The organism is Cryobacterium sp. M23 (genome assembly GCF_002929655.1).
Taxonomy (GTDB): Bacteria; Actinomycetota; Actinomycetes; order Actinomycetales; family Microbacteriaceae; genus Cryobacterium; species Cryobacterium sandaracinum.
Genome location: NZ_PJJV01000078.1, coordinates 1 through 19296 on the forward strand (window position 1 = coordinate 1; position 19296 = coordinate 19296).

The window sequence follows — 19296 nt, forward strand, 5'->3', positions numbered from 1 at the left end:
CCAGCCCCAGCCCCAGCCCCAGCCCGGGCCTACCTCTGCCCCTGCCCCCGCCCCTAACGAATTCGACGGAGATTCTCGGCCCCAGAGCCTGTTTTGCTCCAAAACCGGCCCGTAGGCTCAGAATCTCCGTCGAATTGGTCAGGCAGCGCCTGAGTCAGCTGGTGCCTAGAAGAGGTTCGCCTGTTCGAGCCAAGCGGCCGCGATCTTCTCGGCCGAGAGCTGGTCGTTCACGCTCTCGGAGTTGAGGCCCACCAGGTCCTCGGCGGTCAGAGCGGCACTGACGGCGTTGAGCACGTCGGCGGCCTTCCCGCCGACCTTGTCGGACACGACGGGCACGACGTTGTCCGCGAAGAACAGGCCGTCCGGGTCGTCGAGGGGGACGAGGCTGTCCGACTTGATGTTCGGGCTGGCCGTGTAGACGTTCGTGATCTGAATGTCGTTGTCGACGAGAGCCTTGATCGTGAGCGGGCCACCACCATCCTCAATGGGCGTGAAGCCGGCGATGGGAATGCCGTACTTCTCCGTCAGGGTCGTCGGTCCGTAGGGGCGGGTCTGGAGTTCGGACGGTCCGCCGACGGTGATCGGCTCGGTGACATCGGCGAGCGACGCGATGTCGGTCAGGCTGTACTTGTCGGCGAAGGCCTGCGTGACGGTCCAGGAGTTCTGGTCCGTGGCCGAGGCCATGTCGAGCACGCTCAGCCCCTCGGGCAGCTCGTCCTGCAGCTGCGCGTAGGTCTCGTCGGCGGTGCCGCCGGCGGCATCTGCATTCAGGGCCTGCAGCAGGCTGCCGCTGTACTCGGGGAAGACGTCGATGGCACCGGATTCGATCTCGGGCAGGTAGACCTCGCGCTGGCCGATCTTGAACTGGCGGTCGACCGTGAAGCCGTTCCCCTCCAACGCCAGGGCGTAGATTTCGGCGATGATCTCGTTCGAGTAGTAATCCTGCGAACCGACGACCAGGGTGGTGGACCCCTCGTCGGCTTTAGTTCCGCTGTCCAGCGGGTCACCGGACGCACACCCTGCAAGGGCTACGACGGCCCCAACCGCGACCGCGGCGACCGCCGCGAGCCGGCCTCTGTGAGCTGTAAACATTAGTGGGTTCCTTTCGTGATGGCGGGATCCATCCCCGGGACAGGTCGGGCTGACCTGGCACGGTCGACTGGGGGACGTCCGGACGCGACGCCTCTGGGAACGACAAGTCGCTGAACAGCAGTGAATATTCCCTCGAGGACGAGGGCGAGCAGGATCACGAGCAGTGACCCGCCCAGCATCTCCGCGTAGTCGCGGGTTTTCAACCCGGCGAACAGGAACCGGCCGAGGCCGACATCTGCCACGTAGGCAGCCAGGGTCGCCGTGGCGACGACCTGCAGGGTGGCCGAACGGATGCCCGCGATCAGCAGCGGCAACCCCAACGGGATCTCGACCGTGCCCACGATCTGGCTCTCCGACATCCCGACCGACCGGGCGGAGTCGATGACGGACCGGTCAATGGCCTCGAACCCGGCGTAGGCGCCCGCGAGGATCGGCGGGATCGCCAGGACCGTGAGCGCGACGTACGGCGCACCGAGCCCAATCCCGACCCACAGCGCGACCAGTGTCAACAGGCCGAGGGTCGGAATGGCCCGCAGCCCGCCGGCGGTGGCTACAGCGAGGCTGCGTCCCCGACCCGTATGCCCGATCAGGAAACCGACCGGAATCGCGATCACGGAGGCCATCAGGACCGTCACGAGGGTGAACACCAAGTGTTCGATCGTCCGCGCCGGAATGCCGCCCGGCCCGGCGAAATTGGCCGGGTCGAGGATCCAGTTCACCGCGTCAACGAACAGGTTCATGCGGATGCCTCCGTGATCCGGGCGACCCGGACGGCCCTCCGGTCGGTCGCCGCCAGGCGGGTCCAGGGCAGCAGAACCCGCCCGAGCAGCACGAGGGCGCCGTCCAGCAGCAGCGCCAGCGCCACGGTCAGCACGATCCCGGCGATGATTTCGGCCTGGATACCGCGCTGGAAGCCATCCGTGAACAGGCTGCCGAGGCTCTGCGAGCCGATCACGGCCCCCACCGTGGCGAGGCTGACCGTGCTGACGGCCACGACCCGCAGGCCGGCCAGGAGCACCGGCCCGGCCAGCGGCAGCTCAACCTGCCAGAAGATGCTCCAGCCGGAATACCCCACGGCGACAGCGGACTGGCGTACATCCTTGTCCACGGATGCCAGCCCGTCGGCCACCACGCGTACCATCAGCGCGACGCCGTAGATCGTCAGGGCGATGACCAGGTTGAGCGGCGAGCGAAGGCTGGTGCCGACGATGGCCGGGATCACGAAGAACAGCGGCAGCGACGGGATGGCGTAGAGCAGCCCACTGGCCGTCAGGATCACGCCGCGGCCGGCACGGTACCGGTTCGCGAGCCAGCCCAGCGGCACGGCGATCAGAAAGCTGAGAAGGATCGGCGGCACGCTGAGAATCAGGTGGTCCAGGGTGCGATCCCACAGCAGGTCGAGATTCGACCAGATCCAGGTCACCGCGGAGCCTGGGGATGCGGGGAGTGCGCGGTCTGCCCCGGCTCCACGAGCACACCGGCCAGGCGGCCCTCACTGTCGAGCAGCAGGTCGGAGTCGCCGCGGCGTTCCAGATGCAGGGCACGCTTGCCGCGATCCGCTCCGACGAAGCTGGCCACGAAGTCGTCGGCCGGGTTCGCCAGGATCTCGGTCGGCGCCCCCACCTGGGCGATCCGTCCGCCGTCACGCAGGATGACGACCTGGTCACCGAGGAGGAACGCCTCCTCGATATCGTGGGTGACGAACACGACCGTTTTGCCGAGCTCGCTCTGCAGCCGGATCAGTTCTTGCTGTAGCTCGGCCCTCACGATCGGGTCGACGGCGCCGAACGGCTCGTCCATCAGCAGAATGTTTGGGTTGACCGCGAGGCCGCGCGCCACCCCGACCCGCTGCTGCTGCCCGCCGGAGAGCTGGCTGGGGTACCGGTCCGCCAGGGTCTGGTCCAGGCCCACCGTGTCGAGCAGGGTGAGGGCCTCGGCGCGGGCCTTCTTTCTCGGCACCCCGCGCAGCAGCGGAACAGTCGCGACGTTGTCGATCACCGTGCGGTGCGGGAGCAGGCCGGAGTTCTGCATCACATAGCCGATGCCGCGCCGCAGCGGCACCGGCTCGAGCTGGGCGATGTCGGCCCCGTCGATCTCGATCGTGCCGCTGCTCGGGTCGACCATCCGGTTGATCATGCGCAGCAGGGTGGTCTTGCCCGAGCCGGAGGAGCCGACGAGCACCGTCGTCTGGCGCGACGGGAGGGTCAGGCTAAAATCGTCGACGGCGAGTGTGCCGTCCGGGAACTGCTTGCTCACCGAGCGGAACTCGATCATGGAAATGGCTCATTTCTCGACCGAAGTCGACACAACACGGGAGGCACGTACACCACCCAACCATCGCACGGCGCCGCGAGCCAACCGGATCGCGGAATTCCTAGCGAACGCTCGGCCCGTAGTATCCGGCGAGGTAGTCATGCGTGACCACGCGGCACTCTTCGATGAACCGCTCATCGCCCTGCGGGTCGGAGCGGAACGCCCGCGACAGAATCGAGTCGCCCATCTCAACGGCGACCTCAAGCCGGAAGATCAGTTCGTCGCCGCCCTCGAGGCCGAACTCCTCGACCAGCATGCCGGCCACCCGGCGGGCGAAGTAACCCGTGTCGGGGTCTTCGACGACAGGCACACCCTGCCGGTCGTCGAAATGCATGATGCGAAACCCCGGCTCAGAGCGGTACAGGTCGACGAAGGCCGTGATGGCCACGTCGACGGCCTGCCACCAGCCCTGGGGAGCGTTCGTCTTCAGCTGCTCCGCAACTCGGCTCCGGAATCGCAGCACCGCGCGCTCTCGCAGAGCCTGCAGCACCGCGACGCGATCGGGGTAGTACCGGTACACGGTCCCGATCGACGCGCCCGCGCGCTCGGCCACCATCGCGGTCGTGATGCGGTCGAAGCCGACCTCGTCCACGACGACGGCGGCGGCGTCGAGCAGACCGGACAGTCGTGCCGTGCTGCGCTGTTGGATCGGCTCGGTGCGGGCCTGCTGGGCCGGCACAAAAGGATCCCCCCCAAAAAGGTCACTGAGTGACACTTGTCCTCCTTGAGACTAAGTCACTAATACTAGGCGGCAATGTCCCCCTCGTTGTGACGTGACAGCGTGTCTCGCCCGATTGGGCAGGAATAACCCTCGGCTCTCCGGGCGACCCGACTTCGATGCCGGGTAGCGTCGTGCGCATGCCAGACTAGGGACGTGCCGACATATCCTCGAATCCCGCCCACGGGCACGCCAGCGAAGATGATGCATCGCGCAGCCCGCATCGAGGACTGGCTGCACTTCAAGCGCGAACGCCACGCCCGCAAACGCGGCTACCTGCCCACGGTCATCCCCTATGCCGGCTACGGCTCGACCGAGTGGGTGCGCATCCTGTGCCGGGTGCTTCTGGCCAAACCGGCCAAGCCCGGCTCCAAGCTGGCACACCGCCACTGGCACGCCGACCGCCGCGAGGCCGGAATTCGCGGCTGGCACAGCTTCACGAGCGTTCCGGTCAACGATGTGACGGTGACCATCGAGATCAACGGTTTCTCCCACCGGGTGCAGGCCGACCGCGGGGGCGTGGTCGACACCGTCATTCCGGTCACGCTCACCCCGGGCTGGCAGATGGCCCGGCTGCACACCGACGACACGGCCGCGCCGGTCGAGGCCCCGCTCTTCATCGTGGCCCCGACGGTACGCCGCGGGATCCTGTCCGACGTCGATGACACGGTCATGGTGACCACCCTTCCCCGCCCGCTGCTCGCCGCCTGGAACACCTTCGTGCTCGACGAGCACGCCCGAGTTCCCACGCCGGGCATGGCGGTCCTCCTCGACCGCCTCGCCGCGGTCAACGAGGGTGCCCCGATGATCTACCTGTCGACCGGGGCCTGGAACGTCGCCCCGACCCTGACCCGGTTCCTGAACCGCAACCTGTACCCGTCGGGGGCTCTCCTGCTCACCGACTGGGGTCCGACCCACGACCGCTGGTTCCGGAGCGGTCAGGACCACAAGAGGGCCAACCTGCGCCGTCTGGCCCAGGAATTCCCGGAGATCCGCTGGATCCTGTTCGGCGACGACGGCCAGCACGATGAGGCCATCTACAGCGAGTTCCAGCGAGACTTCCCCGACAATGTCGAGGCCGTCGCGATCCGCCAGCTCTCCCCCAGCCAGGCAGTTCTGGCCGGTCGCCGGGCGAAGGATGCCGCGCCCGCGCCCCGCGATCCCCGCTGGGTGTACGGGCCGGACGGCTCGGCCGTGGCCCGGCAGCTCGCGGACCGCGGTCTGATCTAGGCGCGACGGCGTGTTGCGGGCTCGACGGCCTGTCTCAGTTCTCTACAGTTCTGCGGCGAGGATGCGGTCGAGGCCACGGTTGATCTGGCGAGCCCAGAGCGGCCCTCGATAGAGGAACCCGGTGTAGCCCTGAACGAGCGTCGCGCCCGCGGCGAGGCGCTCGGCCACGTGTTCCGCGGTCTCCACGCCGCCGACCGAGATCACGCACAGCTCGCGGGGCACAGCGGCCCGGATCACGCGCAGCACGGCCAGGGACCGCGCCTGGAGCGGGGCACCGGAGAGACCGCCGGCGCCGGCAGCCTCGACGGTCGCGGCATCCGTTTTCAGTCCGGCGCGGGAAGTCGTGGTGTTCGTGGCGATGATGCCGTCGAGACCCAGCTCCACCACGAGTTCGGAGATTCGGGTCACTTCAGCATCGGCGAGGTCGGGGGCGATTTTTACCAGCAGGGGCGTGGCGCCGGCCTCGGTCTTGACCGCCCGAAGCAGCGGGGCGAGCCGGTCGAGTTCCTGCAGTCCGCGTAGCCCGGGCGTGTTGGGCGAGCTGACGTTCACGACGAGATAGTCGGCCAGGGGCGCGAGCAGCGCGGCGCTGACCAGGTAGTCGGCGGTGGCGTCCTCGACCGCGGTGACGCGGCTCTTGCCGATGTTGATGCCAAGGACCGGGCGACCGGCAGCGGAGCGAACGTGCGCGAGGCGCACCCGGGCGGCGCGGGCACCGGCGTTGTTGAAGCCCATCCGGTTGACGACCGCGCGGTCGGGGATCAGGCGGAACAGGCGCGGTTTCGGGTTGCCGGGCTGAGGAACGGCGGTGATGGTGCCGACCTCCACGTGCCCGAACCCGAGCTGGCCGAGCCCGAGCACGGCTTCACCGTCTTTGTCGAAGCCGGCGGCCACGCCGAACGGCGACTGGAATCGCAGACCCAGGGTTTGGACACCGAGGTCGGTACGCGGGCGCGTGAAGCGGTGCACGACCCGGCCGACACCGAACGCGGGCAGCGCCCGGATCACGGTGAAGGCGAGGTGGTGGGCTCGTTCGGGGTCGAGGCGGGTCAGGAACAGCGAGAAGATCAGCGGGTACACGGTGCCGCCTACGACTCGGACGGGTGTGCGGCGCCCGCGGCGCTGCCCTGCTCGGGGCGGGAGCCGTGTTCGGTGCGGGAGCCGTGTTCGGTGCGCAGCCGGGCGATCGCGGTCTCGAAATCCTCGAGCGAATCGAATGCCTGGTAGACACTCGCGAAGCGGAGATAGGCCACCTCATCAAGTTCGCGCAGCGGCGGCAGGATCGCGAGGCCGACCTCGTTCGCCTTCACCTGCGACGCGCCGGTCTGCCGGATGGTCTCCTCCACCCGCTGGGCAAGCATGGCCAGGTCGGAATCCGTTACCGGACGACCTTGGCAGGCCTTGCGCACGCCGGCCACGATCTTGTCGCGGCTGAACGGCTCGACGACCCCGCTGCGCTTGACGATGTTCAGGCTGGCGGTCTCGGTGGTGCTGAACCTCCGGCCGCATTCGGGGCACTGTCGACGTCGGCGAATGGAAAGTCCGTCGTCGCTCGTGCGCGAGTCGATGACTCGGGAGTCCGGGTGGCGGCAGAACGGGCAGAACATCGTGTGGCCAGCTTACAGCGCCGTCGTGAAACGGGCCGTGACGGCGTCGCCGTGCGCGGGCAGCGCCTCCGCCGTGGACAGGGCCGCGATGTGGTCCGCGACCTCGCGCAGTGCCTCCCGGCTGTACGTGACGACCTGCTGGGGCCTCAGGAAGGTGTATGCGCCGAGTCCGGAGGAGAACCGGGCCTGGCCTCCCGTCGGCAGCACGTGGTTCGAGCCGGCCACGTAGTCGCCGAGGCTCACGGGCGAATGAGGGCCGAGGAAGATGGCGCCGGCGTTCTCGATCAGCGCGAGCACGGCATCCGGGTCGCTCGTCTGGATCTCGAGGTGCTCGGGACCGAACGCGTTGCTGAACGCGGCCGCGGCGTTGAGGTCGTCCACGAGCACGATCCCCGACTGGCGCCCGTTCAGGGACGCGGTGACACGGATGCTGTGGGTCGTGCTCTGCATCAGGTCGACCAGGTGCAGAGCGACGGCGTCGGCGAGCTCGGCCGAATCGGTGACCAGCATGGCGGCGGCCAGCTCGTCGTGCTCGGCCTGGCTGACCAGGTCGGCCGCGACGATGCGGGGGTCGGCGGTCTCATCCGCGATGACCAGAATGTCGGTAGGGCCGGCCTCGGAGTCGATGCCGGTCACCCCGCGCACGAGCCGCTTGGCGGCGGCCACATAGACGTTGCCGGGGCCGGTGACGAGCTGCACCGGGTCCAGGCCGAGCCCCGGAACGCCGTAGGCGAAGGCGCCGACCGCGCCGGCTCCGCCCATGGCGTAGATTTCGTCGATGCCGAGCAGGCTCGCCACGGCGAGGATGGTGGGGTGCACGCGTCCGTCGAAGTCGCTCTGCGGCGGCGACGCCAGCGCGATCGAGGAGACGCCGGCGATCTGAGCCGGAACCACGTTCATCACGACGCTCGACGGGTAGACGGCCTTGCCGCCGGGAACGTACAGGCCGACCCGGTTGATCGGCTGCCAGCGCTGCGTGATGGTGGCGCCGTCGGCGATCGTGGTGGTCACCTGCGGCGGCACTTGGGCCGCGCTGGCGATGCGCACGCGACGGATGGTCTCCTCGATGGCCGTGCGCACCGTCGGGTCGAGCCCGGCCAGTGCCTCGGTGACGTGGGACGCGGGAACCCGCACATGGGACGGACGCACCCGGTCGAGGCGTTCCGCCTGGTCGCGGAGGGCATCCTCGCCTCTGGCCCGCACATCGTCGATTAATTCGGCTGCGACGTCGCTGGCCGCGGTCACGTCGGTGAGCGCACGCGGGACGGCTGCAAGCAATTCCGCCGGAGTGGGCCGGGTCCCTCGGAGGTCAATAGTCTGGATCATCGCGTTCCAGCCTAGCCATCAACTCCCGTGCACCGGGAATAGGCTCAATGGCGAGGAGATTGATTCAGTCACATGAGCGACACCGAAGTACCCCAGCCCGCCACCGTACCGCTGGCCGAAGATCCCAATGCACCGCTGGACCTGGCCGCCTTCAAACATTCCTTCCGGCGTCACGCCGCCGGTGTCGCGGTGATCACCGCGCTGCGCCCGGACGGCGCCCCGGTGGGATTCACCGCCACCTCGCTGGCGTCGCTGTCGTCGGTTCCGCCGCTGGCCACCTTCAACATGGCCCGGTCAGCCAGCACCTGGCCGGCGATCGCCGAGAGCGACCGGGTCGTCATCCACATCCTCGGGGCGCACAATCGTGCCGTCGCCGAGGTGATGTCGGGTCCCGCGAACCAGCGCTTCGTCGGCGACCACTGGCAGCCCGGACCCCACGGCCTGCCCGTGCTGAAGGGCGTCACCTCGTGGATGGTCGGCCGAATCATCGAACGCACACTGGTGCACAACAGCGCCGTCGTGGTCGTGAAGATCGAGGAAGGCGGCATGGGCGAGAACGACGAGGCCCTGCTGTACTACGAGCGCACCTACCGCGTGCCCGGCGCCCCTGCCTAGCCTCTGGACGGGGCTGCGCCGGCCTCGTCGCGACGCCGGCGCCGCTCGGCCTCGGCAACGGCGGCCTCCTCCGGTGTGGGCGCGGTGCCACCCAGGTGCCGCGGCTGCCACCACTGGCCGGCGCCGTCCACCGGATAGGCTTTCTGCAGTTTGTCGACGAGACCCTGCAGTGTGTCGTGGAGTGCCAGCGTCATCGGCTGCGTGCCCTCCCCCGCCGCGACCGTGAACGGCTCGCCGACGGCGAAGCGGATGGGCACGTCGAACACCTCGCGCAGGGCCGGCTTGTGGTTCTTCGTGAGCACGCGGTGCCCGCCCCAGACCGCGATCGGGATCACGGGGACCCCGGCCTCGGCGGCCATCCGGATGGCACCCGACTTCAACTCGCGTACGGTGAAGGAGGCGTTCACGCCGCCTTCCGGGAACACGCCGAGCAGTTCGCCCGCCCGCAGCGCGGTCACGGCTTGGCCGTAAGCCTCCGCCCCTGCCTTCATGTCGACCGAGATATGACGCATGCCGCGCAGCAGCACGCCCACGAGCTTCTGGTCGAACGCGCCCTTCTTGGCCATGAAACGGATGTGACGTCGGTTCTTGTGCCACAGCATCCACTCGACCAGGGCGAAGTCCATGTAGCCGAAGTGGGTGATCGCCAGCACCGCCCCCCCGGTGTCCGGAAGATTCTTCAGACCGGTCACGGATGGCTTCAGCCGCAGCAGGCCGAACACGGCCCGCCCGGCCAGAATCGCCGTGGTGTACAGAGGTTCCCGAGTGCCTGTGCTCATCCCTCAAGGCTACGACCTGCGTGCGGGTTTCCGCGTCCGTCGCACGAGCCTTTCGGGACCCGGCTCGCACTCGCGGCGCACCCCGTGGACGTGGGCGCACGTTCTAACGCTCGCCCGGCTCCAGAACCTGCGCCGCGAACTTCCACCCCCGTCTGTGTCGTCGGTTATGGAGCTTGCACACAGCCTCGACCGCACTGACACTGGAATCATCCACGGCGGAACCGCAGCAACCGGCCTTGAAGCTGGTTGACTCGACCAGGCGACGACCACCGAGACCACGTGGGCGGCCCGGCCACCAGAGGGAGACACGATGAGCATTGACCTGAGCAGCGCCGCGAGCACGAGCATGCCCGCGCCGCACGTGGCCGACAGCCACGACCGGATCCGGGTGCGGGGCGCGCGCGTGAACAACCTCAGGGATGTCAGCCTCGACATCCCGAAGCGGCGGCTGACGGTGTTCACCGGCGTTTCCGGCTCGGGCAAGAGCTCACTGGTGTTCGGCACGATCGCCGCCGAGTCGCAGCGGCTGATCAACGAGACCTACAGTGCGTTTGTGCAGGGATTCATGCCGGACCTGGCGCGCCCCGAGGTGGACGTGTTGGATGGTCTGACCACGGCCATCATCGTCGACCAGGAGCGAATGAGGGCCAACTCCCGTTCCACGGTCGGGACCGCCACCGACGCCAACGCGCTGCTGCGCATCCTTTTCAGCCGGCTCGGTCAGCCCCACATCGGATCGCCCCAGGCGTTCTCGTTCAACGTCGCCTCGATCAGTGGGGCCGGGGCGGTCACGCTCGAGCGCGGCGGGAAGACCGTGAAGGAGCGGCGCAGCTTCAGCATCACCGGCGGCATGTGCCCGCGCTGCGAGGGCATGGGCACCGTCAACGACATCGATCGTTCCGCGCTATACGTCGATTCCAAGTCGCTCAACGAGGGCGCGCTCACGATCCCGGGCTACACCATGGACGGCTGGTACGGCCGCATCTTCCGCGGCTGCGGCTGGTTCGACCCGGACAAGCCAATTCATCGGTACAGCACGAAGGAACTGGACGACCTGCTCTACAAGGAGCCGACCAAGATCAAGGTCGACGGGATCAACCTGACGTATCAGGGCCTCATCCCGCAGATTCAGAAGTCGTTCCTGTCCAAGGATGTCGCCGCTTTGCAGCCGCATATCCGCGCGTTCGTGGAGCGTGCGGTCACGTTCGCCACCTGCCCCGAGTGCGGCGGCACCCGCCTCAGCGAGGCGGCTCGCTCGTCGAAGATCTCCGGAGTGAGCGTCGCCGACGCCTGTTCCTGGCAGATCAGCGACCTGGCCGGGTGGGTTCGCGGCCAGAGTGAGCCGTCGGTGGCCCCGCTCACGCAGGCGTTGCGCCAGATCCTCGACTCGTTCGTGGAGATCGGGTTGGGTTACCTGTCGCTCGACCGGCCGGCCGGTACTTTGTCAGGCGGGGAGGCCCAGCGCACCAAGATGATCCGGCACCTGGGCTCCTCACTCACCGACGTCACCTACGTCTTCGACGAGCCCACCATCGGGCTCCATCCCCATGACATCGAGCGCATGAACACACTGCTGCTGCAGCTGCGGGACAAGGGCAACACGGTGCTCGTCGTGGAGCATAAGCCGGAGACGATCGTGATCGCCGACCACGTCATCGATCTCGGACCCGGCGCCGGTGCGGCGGGCGGCACCGTCTGCTTCGAGGGCACCGTGGAGGGTCTCCGCACCAGCGGCACCCTCACCGGCCGCCACTTCGACTATCGCGCGGCACTCAAGCCCGCGGTGCGCACTCCCACGGGCACGCTGGAGATTCGCGGCGCGACGAAGAACAACCTGAAGGATGTGGACGTGGATATCCCGCTCGGCGTGCTCGTCGTGCTGACGGGGGTCGCGGGCTCCGGAAAGAGCTCGCTCGTGCACGGGTCGATCCCCGCCGGCGCCGGCGTGGTGTCCATCGATCAGGGCGGCATCCGCGGTTCCCGCAGAAGCAATCCGGCGACGTACACGGGAATGCTCGACCCGATCCGAAAGGCCTTCGCGAAGGCCAACGGCGTGAAGCCCGCGCTGTTCAGCTCCAACTCCGAGGGTGCCTGCCCCAACTGCAACGGTGCCGGCGTCGTCTACACCGACCTGGCCATGATGGCGGGCGTCGCCACCACCTGCGAGGTCTGCGCGGGGAAGCGGTTCGAGGCATCCGTGCTGGAGTACCGCCTCGGCGGCCGCGATATCAGTGAGGTGCTCGCGATGTCGGTGACCGCGGCCCGGGAGTTCTTCGGCGCCGGTGCGGCGCGCACGTCGGCCGCCCACGCCATCCTGGGCGGGCTTGCCGACGTTGGGCTCGGCTATCTCAGCCTCGGCCAGCCGCTCACGACACTCTCGGGGGGCGAGCGCCAGCGGCTCAAGCTGGCCACCCACCTGGCTGAGCAGGGCGGCGTCTACGTGCTCGACGAGCCGACCACCGGACTCCACCTCGCCGACGTCGAGCAGCTGCTCGGCCTGCTCGACCGAATCGTGGACTCCGGCAAGTCGGTCATCGTCGTCGAGCATCACCAGGCCGTGATGGCTCATGCCGACTGGATCATCGACCTCGGACCCGGCGCCGGTCACGACGGCGGCCGGATCGTCTTCGAGGGCTCACCGGCCGACCTGGTCGCCGACCGCTCCACCCTCACCGGCCAGCACCTCGCGGCCTACGTCGGCAGAGCCTGACGGCAGCGCACCTCACGGTGCTGCCAGTCAGGTCTGTCCCGAACGAATTCGACGGAGATTCTGGCCGAATCGGCCCCATTCCACCCCGCGAAAGCGGTTTCACACGAGAATCTCCGTCGAATTGGTTCAACACCGGGCACTTCGCGTCACCGGTGAGGAACAGCGTCCACGGCGTGCCGTCAGCTCTGACTTGCCGAGGGCGACACCAGCGGTCGGCTAGGTCTCGCTCTTTTAGGTCAGGCAGTTCGGCCCGAGCAGGCTCTTGAGCTCCCCGAACAGGTCGGCGCTGATCTTCACATGATGGGGCAGCTCGAACACTCGCGCCGTATGGCCCTTCACCAGCTTGATCCGCACCTCGGAGCTGCCGATGTGGCGGGTGATGACTTCGCCCAGCGCCGTCACGGTGTCGGTCGTGGCCCGGGATTCCGCCAGCGTGACGGTCAGCGTGCCGGTGTCCGAGGCCAAGCCGAGTTCGGGCGCGAAAATGCTGTACGCGTGCAGGTTCATGCCATCGTCGCGCAGGCTCACCCGGCCCCGCACGACCACGACGGAGTCGCTGACCAGGTCGGACGAGAACTCCTGATAGGCCTTGCCCATGAACATCACGGCGATCTCCCCACCGAAATCCTCGACCTGGATGATGCCGTATTGGTTGCCCGACTTCTTCGCGATCCGGTGCTGCACGCTGGTGATCAGCCCGGCGATGGTGACGGTGTCGGCATCCTGCGTCTGCTCCGATCCCACCAGGTCCACGATGGTCGTGCTGGCGTGCTTGGCCAGCGGGAGCTCGAGCCCGGCCAGCGGATGGTCGGAGACGTAGAGCCCGAGCATGTCGCGTTCGAGCGCGAGCTTCTCCTTCTTGCTCCATTCGGGACGGTCGGGAACCTGCTCGCTCTCTTGCGGGTCGTCGAAGAGGCTGTCGAAGTCGAAGCCGACCATGCCGTGCTGCTCGTCGCGCTTGATCTTGACGGCGGATTCGACCGCGGCTTCGTGGATCTCGAACATGGCCCGGCGGGTCGCGCCGAGCGAGTCGAATGCGCCGGCCTTGATCAAGGACTCGACCGTGCGCTTGTTCGCCACCGGGATCGGCACCTTGCGCAGGAAGTCGTGGAACGATTCGAACGCGCCCTTCTCGGTGCGGGCGGCGCGGATCGCGTCGACCACGTTGAATCCCACGTTGCGCACCGCGCCGAGCCCGAAACGGATGTCCGTGCCCACGGCCGCGAAGTACCCGATCGATTCATTCACGTCGGGCGGCAGAACCTGGATGCCCATCCGGCGGCACTCGTTCAGGTACAGCGCGAGCTTGTCGCGGGAGTCGCCGACGCTGGTCAGCAGCGCGGCCATGTACTCGGCCGGGTACTTCGCCTTGAGGTACGCGGTCCAGTACGAGAGCACCCCGTAGGCGGCCGAGTGCGCCTTGTTGAATGCGTAATCGGAGAACGGCAGCAAAATGTCCCAGACGGTTTTCACCGCCTCCATGGAGTAGCCGTTGGCGACCATGCCGCCGGAGAAGCCCTCGAACTGCTTGTCCAGCTCCGACTTCTTCTTCTTGCCCATCGCGCGGCGCAGCAGATCGGCCTGGCCGAGGGAGAACCCGGCCAGCTTCTGCGCGATCGACATGACCTGCTCCTGGTACACGATCAGGCCGTAGGTGGTGCCGATGACGTCGGCCAGCGCCTCCTCGAGCTCCGGGTGGATCGGGATGATCTCCTGCTGGCCGGTCTTCCGCAGCGCGTAGTTGGTGTGTGAGTTGGCACCCATGGGGCCGGGCCGGTACAGCGCGATGACGGCCGAGATGTCTTCGAAATTGTCGGGTTTCATCAGGCGCAGCAGCGACCGCATGGGCCCGCCGTCGAGTTGGAACACCCCGAGGGTATCGCCACGGGCGAGCAGTTCGTAGGCGGCCGGATCTTCGAGCCCCAACTCTTCGAGTACGGGCCGGTGCCCGCGGTTCACGGCGATGTTGTCGAGGGTGTCGTCGATGATGGTGAGGTTGCGCAATCCCAGGAAGTCCATCTTGATCAGGCCGAGGGCCTCAGAGGCCGGGTAGTCGAATTGGGTGACGACCTGGCCATCCGCTTCACGCTTCATGATCGGGATGATGTCGATCAGCGGGTCGGAGCTCATGATCACCCCGGCGGCGTGCACGCCCCACTGACGCTTGAGGTTCTCCAGGCCGAGGGCGGTGTCGAAGACGGTGCGGGCCTCGGGGTCGGACTCGATCACGGCGCGGAAATCGGCGGCCTCGCGGTAGCGCGCGTGGTCCTTGTCGAACATGCCGGTCAGGGGCACGTCCTTGCCCATGATCGCCGGCGGCATGGCCTTGGTGAGCTTGTCTCCCATACCGAAGGGGAAGCCGAGCACCCGGGACGCATCCTTGAGGGCCTGCTTGGCCTTGATCGTGCCGTAGGTGACGATCTGGGCGACGCGCTCCTCGCCGTACTTCTCGGTCACGTAGTGGATGACCTCGCCGCGGCGGCGCTCGTCGAAGTCCACGTCGAAGTCGGGCATGGAGACGCGGTCAGGGTTCAGGAACCGCTCGAAGATCAGCCCGTGCACGAGCGGGTCCAGGTCGGTGATGCCCATGGCGTAGGCGACCATCGAACCGGCGCCCGACCCACGGCCGGGACCTACCCGGATGCCCTGCTGTCTGGCCCACATGATGAAGTCGGCCACGACGAGGAAGTAGCCGGGGAAGCCCATCTGGATGATGATGCCGATCTCGTAGTCGGCTCGTTTGCGCACATCGTCCGGGATGCCGTTCGGGTAGCGCTTGGCCAGCCCGATCTCGTTCTCCTTGACGAACCAGCTCTCCTCGTTCTCCCCCTCCGGGCAGGGGAACCGGGGCATGTAGTTGGCCTTAGTGTTGAACTCCACCTGGCAGCGTTCGGCGATCAGCAGCGTGTTGTCGCAGGATTCCGGGTGCTCGCGGAAGAGATGCCGCATCTGCGCGGCGGTCTTCAGGTAGAACTCGTTCGAGTCGAACTTGAAGCGGTTCGGGTCGTCGAGGGTCGAGGCCGACTGCACGCAGAGCAGGGCCGCATGGGCGGTCGCGTCGTGGGCGTGGGTGTAGTGCAGGTCGTTGCTGGCCACGAGCGGCAGTTTGAGTTCGCCGGCGAGTTTAAGCAGGTCGGTCATGGTGCGGCGCTCGATGTCGATGCCGTGGTCCATGATCTCGCAGAAGAAGTTCTCCTTACCGAAGATGTCCTGGAATTCCCCGGCCGCCTTCTTCGCCTCGTCGTACTGGCCGAGGCGCAGGCGGGTCTGCACTTCGCCGCCCACGCACCCGGTCGTGCCGATCAGCCCGTCCGAGAACTCGGCGAGCAGTTCCCGGTCCATCCGGGGCTTGAAGTAGTACCCCTCCAGGCTGGCCTTGGACGACAGCCGGAACAGATTGTGCATACCGGCCGTAGTCTCCGAGAGCAGCGTCATGTGCGTGTACGAACCGGCGCCACCGACGTCGTCACGGTTCTGACCGCTGGTTCCCCAGCGCACCCGGGTCTTGTCCCGCCGGTTGGTTCCGGGGGTGATGTACGCCTCGGTGCCGATGATCGGCTTGATGCCGGCCTCGGTCGCGGTTCGCCAGAAATCGAACGCACCGAACACGTTGCCGTGGTCGGTGATGGCGACCGCCGGCATTCCCTGCTCGATGGCCGCGTTGATCAGCGGTTTGACCCGCGCCGCGCCGTCGAGCATCGAGTACTCGCTATGCACGTGCAGGTGCACGAAGGAATCTGTCGATCCACCCGACTTATTCTGAGAGGACAAAACGGCTCCGAGGTGTTGGAATTGGGCGCTACGCGTCAGGCGTCGCGCAGCACGTCGAGGGCGTGCGCGAGGTCGGCCGGGTAGTCGGTGGTGAAGGTGACCCACTCCCGAGTGTCCGGGTGGTGGAACGCCAGCTGCTTGGCGTGCAGCCACTGGCGGGTCAGGCCGAGGCGCGCCGTGATCGAGGGATCCGCGCCGTACATGGCGTCACCCACGCACGGATGTCGCTGGGCGGCCATGTGCACCCGGATCTGATGTGTGCGCCCCGTCTCCAGGTGCACCTCCACCAGTGACGCCGAGGGGAAGGCCTCGAGCGTCTCGTAGTGCGTGACGGAATCCTTGCCGCCGGCGATGACCGCGAACTTCCAGTCCGACCGCGGGTGGCGCCCGATCGGCGCGTCGATCGTGCCCGTGCTCGGATCGGGGTGGCCCTGAACGACGGAGTGGTAGATCTTCTCGACCTCGCGGTCGTGGAAGGCGCGCTTGAGCGCCGTGTACGCGGTCTCCGACTTGGCGACGACCATCAGACCGCTGGTACCCACGTCGAGGCGGTGCACGATCCCGGCCCGCTCGCTGGCCCCGGAGGTGGCGATGCGGTAGCCGGCCGCGGAGAGCGCGCCGACCACGGTGGGACCGGTCCAGCCCACACTCGGATGCGCGGCAACCCCGGACGGCTTGTTGATGACCACGATGCTCTCGTCGTCATGCACGATCGTGAGATCCGGCACTGGGATGGGCACGATCGCCAGGGCCTCCTTGGGCTGCCAGGACACCTCCAGCCACGCACCGCCGTGCAACCGGTCGGATTTACCGGCCACGACCCCGTCCAACGTGACTCCGCCGGCCTCGCAGACTTCGGCCGCGAAGCTGCGCGAGAAGCCGAAGAGCTTGGCGATGCCGGCGTCGACGCGGACTCCGGCGAGTCCGTCCGGAAGAGGAAGGGAGCGTGTTTCCATGGCGAGAATCAGGATGCTATCTGGGTAGGGGTGGATTCGGACGGGTCCGAGGCGCCGGTGCGGCGACCGTCGAGGCCGATTCCGCGAATGGTCAGGTACATGAAGATGATCATGCTCGACACGATCGCCATGTCCGCCACGTTGTAGATGGCGGGGATCAGCCAGGGCGTGGAAATGAAGTCGATCACGTGACCGAGGCCGAAGGACGGCTCCCTCAGCAGCCGGTCGGTCAGGTTGCCGAGCACGCCGCCGAGCAGGAGCCCGAAGACGACAGACCAGGCCAAAGAGCGGATGCGCCCGGCGAACCAGACGATGAGCACCACCACGGCCACGGCGATGATCGAGAAGATCCACGTCATGCCGGCTGCCAGGGAAAAGGCAGCGCCCGGGTTCCGGACGAAGTGCATTTGCAGCACGTCTCCCAGAACCCGGACGATGTCACCCTCGGTCAGTCTGCTGACGATGAGGTACTTACTGATCTGATCCAGAGCGTAAATCCCCAGGGCTACGACGGCCAGGAGGATCAACGCACCGGGGCGCTTCTTCGTTCGAACCTTAGGCGCCAAAGCTCTGGAAGCTCGACTTCGAAGCGTTGCTCGACTCGACCGGCGACGTGGCGTCGAGGTCGCGCAGCTGGGTCTCGATGTAGCTCTTCAGCTTCTGGCGGTACTCGCGCTCGAAGGTGCGCAGATCGTCGATCTTGGTCTCGAGGACGGAGCGCTCCTGGTCGAGGATGCTGAGTTGCGCGCGCTGCTTGGCTTCGGCCTCGGCAACGAGACGGGCTGCGGTGGCGTGGCCTTCGGCGATAAGTGCATCGCGCTTCTCGGCACCCTCCTTGACATGCTCCTCGTGCAGGCGACGAGCCAGCTGGAGAAGGTTGGTCGTGCCGGCGGTCTCGTCGATGGGCCCGGCGACAACCGGTGCGGCCACGACGGCGGGAGCCACGACGGGCTCAGCGACGGCCTCGGGCGCCGGTGCGACCTCCGCTGCGCCGCCAGAGCTGACGCGAGCCTTGAGCTCCTCGTTCTCCGCAGTCAGTCGGCGAAGTTCAACGACGACCTCGTCGAGGAAGTCATCGACCTCGTCCTGATCGTATCCTTCGCGGAACTTAGTCGACTGGAACCGCTTGTTGACTACATCTTCCGGAGTTAGCGCCATGGCTTTCCACCCTTAAAACTAGAGTTGCGAACATTGTGTTTGCGTTCAACCAACGCTATCAAGGTCCGACGCGTAGTCGGACCGCGTCAGCCCGGCACGCCGTCGGACAAGAATACATGCCCAGTCCGGGGCGCGAGGTATCGGTCAGCGCATGAGCCCGGTGATCGACATGCCGACGATGACGCAGAGCATGGTGATGCTCCAGCCGAAGTCGAAGGCGATCGGGCCGACCCGAAGCGGCGGCAGGAGCCGGCGGAAGAACTTGATCGGCGGGTCGGTCAGGGAATAGGCCAACTCGATCACGACGAGCAGGGGGCCTTGCGGCCGCCAGGACCGGTTGACACTGCGTACGAGGTCGATGATGAACCGACCCCACATCACGAAGAAGTAGAGCAAGAGGGCGTAGTAGGCGATCGCACCGATCAGGCTGACGGCAAACACGGCGGTAACTACGACTGCGCGAAGAAGGACGTCTCGGCATCGGAGTCCTCCGCGGCATTGTCGCCGGACACGACAACGTGGGACGGGGAAAGCAGGAAGACCTTCGCCGTGACGCGCTCGATCTTCCCGTACAGACCCTGGGACAGTCCGCTGGCAAAGTCGATCAGGCGGCGCGCATCGGCGTCGCTCATCTGAGACAGGTTGATGATGACCGGGATTCCATCGCGGAAGGACTCCGCGATCACCTGAGCGTCCTTATACTGACGCGGGTGGACGGTGAGGATTTCATTCATGTCTGAGGCAGCCACATTCTTCGGAGCGGAGGTCTTGCGCAGCGGTGTCACCGATGCGCGACCGGCCGAGGCGGATGCGCCGGCGGTGTGTGACGACGACGCGGACGACGCGGCGTGCGAGGAATTCGGGGCGGAGTGGGGAGCAGCGGACTTCGATGCCGCAGCGCCGGTCGCCGTCGAGTGAGTGGCCGTCGATGCGGGCGCAGCAGCGGGCGCCTCGTACTCGAGTTCCTCGTCTGCCAGACCCAGGTAAACCATGGTTTTCTTGAGCGGGTTGGACATCTCGA

At 67.2% G+C, this 19296-nt stretch carries 18 protein-coding genes; 3 read left to right on the forward strand and 15 right to left on the reverse strand.

All coding sequences use genetic code 11. The features are described from left to right. Positions 1–165: 165 nt before the first annotated feature. From CXY82_RS12715 to CXY82_RS12735, 5 genes are all read right to left on the reverse strand, one after another. Positions 166–1092, reverse strand: coding sequence for an ABC transporter substrate-binding protein (locus CXY82_RS12715; protein ID WP_104171247.1), 927 nt, complete (start codon positions 1090–1092; stop codon positions 166–168). Next, positions 1092–1832 (reverse strand): ABC transporter permease, encoded by a 741-nt coding sequence (locus tag CXY82_RS12720; RefSeq protein ID WP_104171248.1) that lies wholly within the window; start codon positions 1830–1832, stop codon positions 1092–1094. The genes CXY82_RS12715 and CXY82_RS12720 overlap by 1 nt, the downstream gene beginning before the upstream one ends. Beyond that, positions 1829–2515 (reverse strand): ABC transporter permease, encoded by a 687-nt coding sequence (locus CXY82_RS12725; protein ID WP_104171249.1) that lies wholly within the window; start codon positions 2513–2515, stop codon positions 1829–1831. The genes CXY82_RS12720 and CXY82_RS12725 overlap by 4 nt, the downstream gene beginning before the upstream one ends. Further along, on the reverse strand, positions 2512–3366 hold the full coding sequence (locus tag CXY82_RS12730) for an ABC transporter ATP-binding protein (RefSeq protein WP_104171250.1): 855 nt from the start codon (positions 3364–3366) through the stop codon (positions 2512–2514). Before CXY82_RS12730 ends, CXY82_RS12725 begins: the two co-directional genes overlap by 4 nt. Before the next feature lie 100 nt (positions 3367–3466). Beyond that, positions 3467–4120 carry a TetR/AcrR family transcriptional regulator gene (locus CXY82_RS12735; protein ID WP_104171251.1) on the reverse strand — a complete coding sequence of 218 codons (654 nt, stop codon included), beginning with the start codon at positions 4118–4120 and terminating at the stop codon, positions 3467–3469. Positions 4121–4324: 204 nt separating this feature from the next. Between CXY82_RS12735 and CXY82_RS12740 the strand changes: the two genes are divergently transcribed. Beyond that, the gene (locus CXY82_RS12740; RefSeq protein WP_233194124.1) at positions 4325–5353 is read left to right on the forward strand and encodes an App1 family protein; all 1029 of its coding nucleotides are present in this window, start codon (positions 4325–4327) and stop codon (positions 5351–5353) included. Positions 5354–5395: 42 nt separating this feature from the next. On the opposite strand, the gene CXY82_RS12745 is transcribed toward CXY82_RS12740, so the two are convergent. Genes CXY82_RS12745 through hisD form a run of 3 tightly spaced genes read right to left on the reverse strand, consistent with a single transcriptional unit; the run spans position 5396 to position 8286 of the window. Further along, the gene (locus CXY82_RS12745) at positions 5396–6433 is read right to left on the reverse strand and encodes a quinone-dependent dihydroorotate dehydrogenase (protein ID WP_104171252.1); all 1038 of its coding nucleotides are present in this window, start codon (positions 6431–6433) and stop codon (positions 5396–5398) included. Between the two features lie 8 nt (positions 6434–6441). Then, positions 6442–6960, reverse strand: coding sequence for a transcriptional regulator NrdR (gene nrdR, locus CXY82_RS12750; RefSeq protein ID WP_104171253.1), 519 nt, complete (start codon positions 6958–6960; stop codon positions 6442–6444). Positions 6961–6972: 12 nt separating this feature from the next. Next, positions 6973–8286: a histidinol dehydrogenase gene (hisD, locus tag CXY82_RS12755; RefSeq protein WP_104171254.1), complete on the reverse strand. Its 1314-nt coding sequence runs from the start codon at positions 8284–8286 to the stop codon at positions 6973–6975. Between the two features lie 72 nt (positions 8287–8358). Between hisD and CXY82_RS12760 the strand changes: the two genes are divergently transcribed. Further along, on the forward strand, positions 8359–8901 hold the full coding sequence (locus CXY82_RS12760; protein ID WP_104171255.1) for a flavin reductase family protein: 543 nt from the start codon (positions 8359–8361) through the stop codon (positions 8899–8901). Here CXY82_RS12760 and CXY82_RS12765 read toward each other — a convergent pair. Beyond that, positions 8898–9680 carry a 1-acyl-sn-glycerol-3-phosphate acyltransferase gene (locus CXY82_RS12765; RefSeq protein ID WP_104171256.1) on the reverse strand — a complete coding sequence of 261 codons (783 nt, stop codon included), beginning with the start codon at positions 9678–9680 and terminating at the stop codon, positions 8898–8900. The two genes, CXY82_RS12760 and CXY82_RS12765, sit on opposite strands and share 4 nt — an antisense overlap. A 310-nt stretch (positions 9681–9990) precedes the next feature. On the opposite strand from CXY82_RS12765, the gene CXY82_RS12770 reads away from it, so the two are divergent. Then, complete coding sequence (locus CXY82_RS12770) at positions 9991–12390, forward strand: excinuclease ABC subunit UvrA (protein ID WP_104171257.1); 2400 nt, start codon at positions 9991–9993, stop codon at positions 12388–12390. A gap of 231 nt (positions 12391–12621) precedes the next feature. Here the strand turns inward: CXY82_RS12770 and dnaE are convergent, their stop codons facing one another. The 6 genes from dnaE to CXY82_RS12800 all read right to left on the reverse strand — a co-directional run bounded on the left by dnaE (position 12622) and on the right by CXY82_RS12800 (position 19291). Beyond that, positions 12622–16089, reverse strand: a complete 3468-nt coding sequence (gene dnaE, locus CXY82_RS12775) for a DNA polymerase III subunit alpha (RefSeq protein WP_104171338.1) — start codon at positions 16087–16089, stop codon at positions 12622–12624. Between the two features lie 107 nt (positions 16090–16196). Then, positions 16197–17117 carry an RluA family pseudouridine synthase gene (locus CXY82_RS12780; protein ID WP_104099511.1) on the reverse strand — a complete coding sequence of 307 codons (921 nt, stop codon included), beginning with the start codon at positions 17115–17117 and terminating at the stop codon, positions 16197–16199. An 8-nt stretch (positions 17118–17125) separates the two neighbouring features. Further along, positions 17126–17683, reverse strand: a complete 558-nt coding sequence (lspA, locus tag CXY82_RS12785; RefSeq protein WP_370443708.1) for a signal peptidase II — start codon at positions 17681–17683, stop codon at positions 17126–17128. Next, positions 17673–18275 (reverse strand): DivIVA domain-containing protein, encoded by a 603-nt coding sequence (locus CXY82_RS12790; RefSeq protein ID WP_104099513.1) that lies wholly within the window; start codon positions 18273–18275, stop codon positions 17673–17675. Before CXY82_RS12790 ends, lspA begins: the two co-directional genes overlap by 11 nt. A gap of 144 nt (positions 18276–18419) precedes the next feature. Beyond that, positions 18420–18716 carry a YggT family protein gene (locus CXY82_RS12795; RefSeq protein ID WP_104099514.1) on the reverse strand — a complete coding sequence of 99 codons (297 nt, stop codon included), beginning with the start codon at positions 18714–18716 and terminating at the stop codon, positions 18420–18422. Positions 18717–18724: 8 nt separating this feature from the next. Then, positions 18725–19291: a cell division protein SepF gene (locus tag CXY82_RS12800; protein WP_104171259.1), complete on the reverse strand. Its 567-nt coding sequence runs from the start codon at positions 19289–19291 to the stop codon at positions 18725–18727. Positions 19292–19296: the final 5 nt, after the last annotated feature.

What these genes read in the sequence shown, in the direction of transcription:
- dnaE (WP_104171338.1), bottom strand. Translation starts at nt 16,089, where the DNA reads ATGCTCGACGGCGCGGCGCGGGTCAAACCGCTGATCAACGCGGCCATC.
- CXY82_RS12720 (WP_104171248.1), bottom strand. Translation starts at nt 1,832, where the DNA reads ATGAACCTGTTCGTTGACGCGGTGAACTGGATCCTCGACCCGGCCAAT.
- hisD (WP_104171254.1), bottom strand. Translation starts at nt 8,286, where the DNA reads ATGATCCAGACTATTGACCTCCGAGGGACCCGGCCCACTCCGGCGGAA.
- CXY82_RS12800 (WP_104171259.1), bottom strand. Translation starts at nt 19,291, where the DNA reads ATGTCCAACCCGCTCAAGAAAACCATGGTTTACCTGGGTCTGGCAGAC.
- CXY82_RS12730 (WP_104171250.1), bottom strand. Translation starts at nt 3,366, where the DNA reads ATGATCGAGTTCCGCTCGGTGAGCAAGCAGTTCCCGGACGGCACACTC.
- CXY82_RS12760 (WP_104171255.1), top strand. Translation starts at nt 8,359, where the DNA reads ATGAGCGACACCGAAGTACCCCAGCCCGCCACCGTACCGCTGGCCGAA.
- CXY82_RS12770 (WP_104171257.1), top strand. Translation starts at nt 9,991, where the DNA reads ATGAGCATTGACCTGAGCAGCGCCGCGAGCACGAGCATGCCCGCGCCG.
- nrdR (WP_104171253.1), bottom strand. Translation starts at nt 6,960, where the DNA reads ATGTTCTGCCCGTTCTGCCGCCACCCGGACTCCCGAGTCATCGACTCG.
- CXY82_RS12765 (WP_104171256.1), bottom strand. Translation starts at nt 9,680, where the DNA reads ATGAGCACAGGCACTCGGGAACCTCTGTACACCACGGCGATTCTGGCC.
- CXY82_RS12740 (WP_233194124.1), top strand. Translation starts at nt 4,325, where the DNA reads ATGATGCATCGCGCAGCCCGCATCGAGGACTGGCTGCACTTCAAGCGC.
- CXY82_RS12790 (WP_104099513.1), bottom strand. Translation starts at nt 18,275, where the DNA reads ATGGCGCTAACTCCGGAAGATGTAGTCAACAAGCGGTTCCAGTCGACT.
- CXY82_RS12780 (WP_104099511.1), bottom strand. Translation starts at nt 17,117, where the DNA reads ATGGAAACACGCTCCCTTCCTCTTCCGGACGGACTCGCCGGAGTCCGC.
- CXY82_RS12715 (WP_104171247.1), bottom strand. Translation starts at nt 1,092, where the DNA reads ATGTTTACAGCTCACAGAGGCCGGCTCGCGGCGGTCGCCGCGGTCGCG.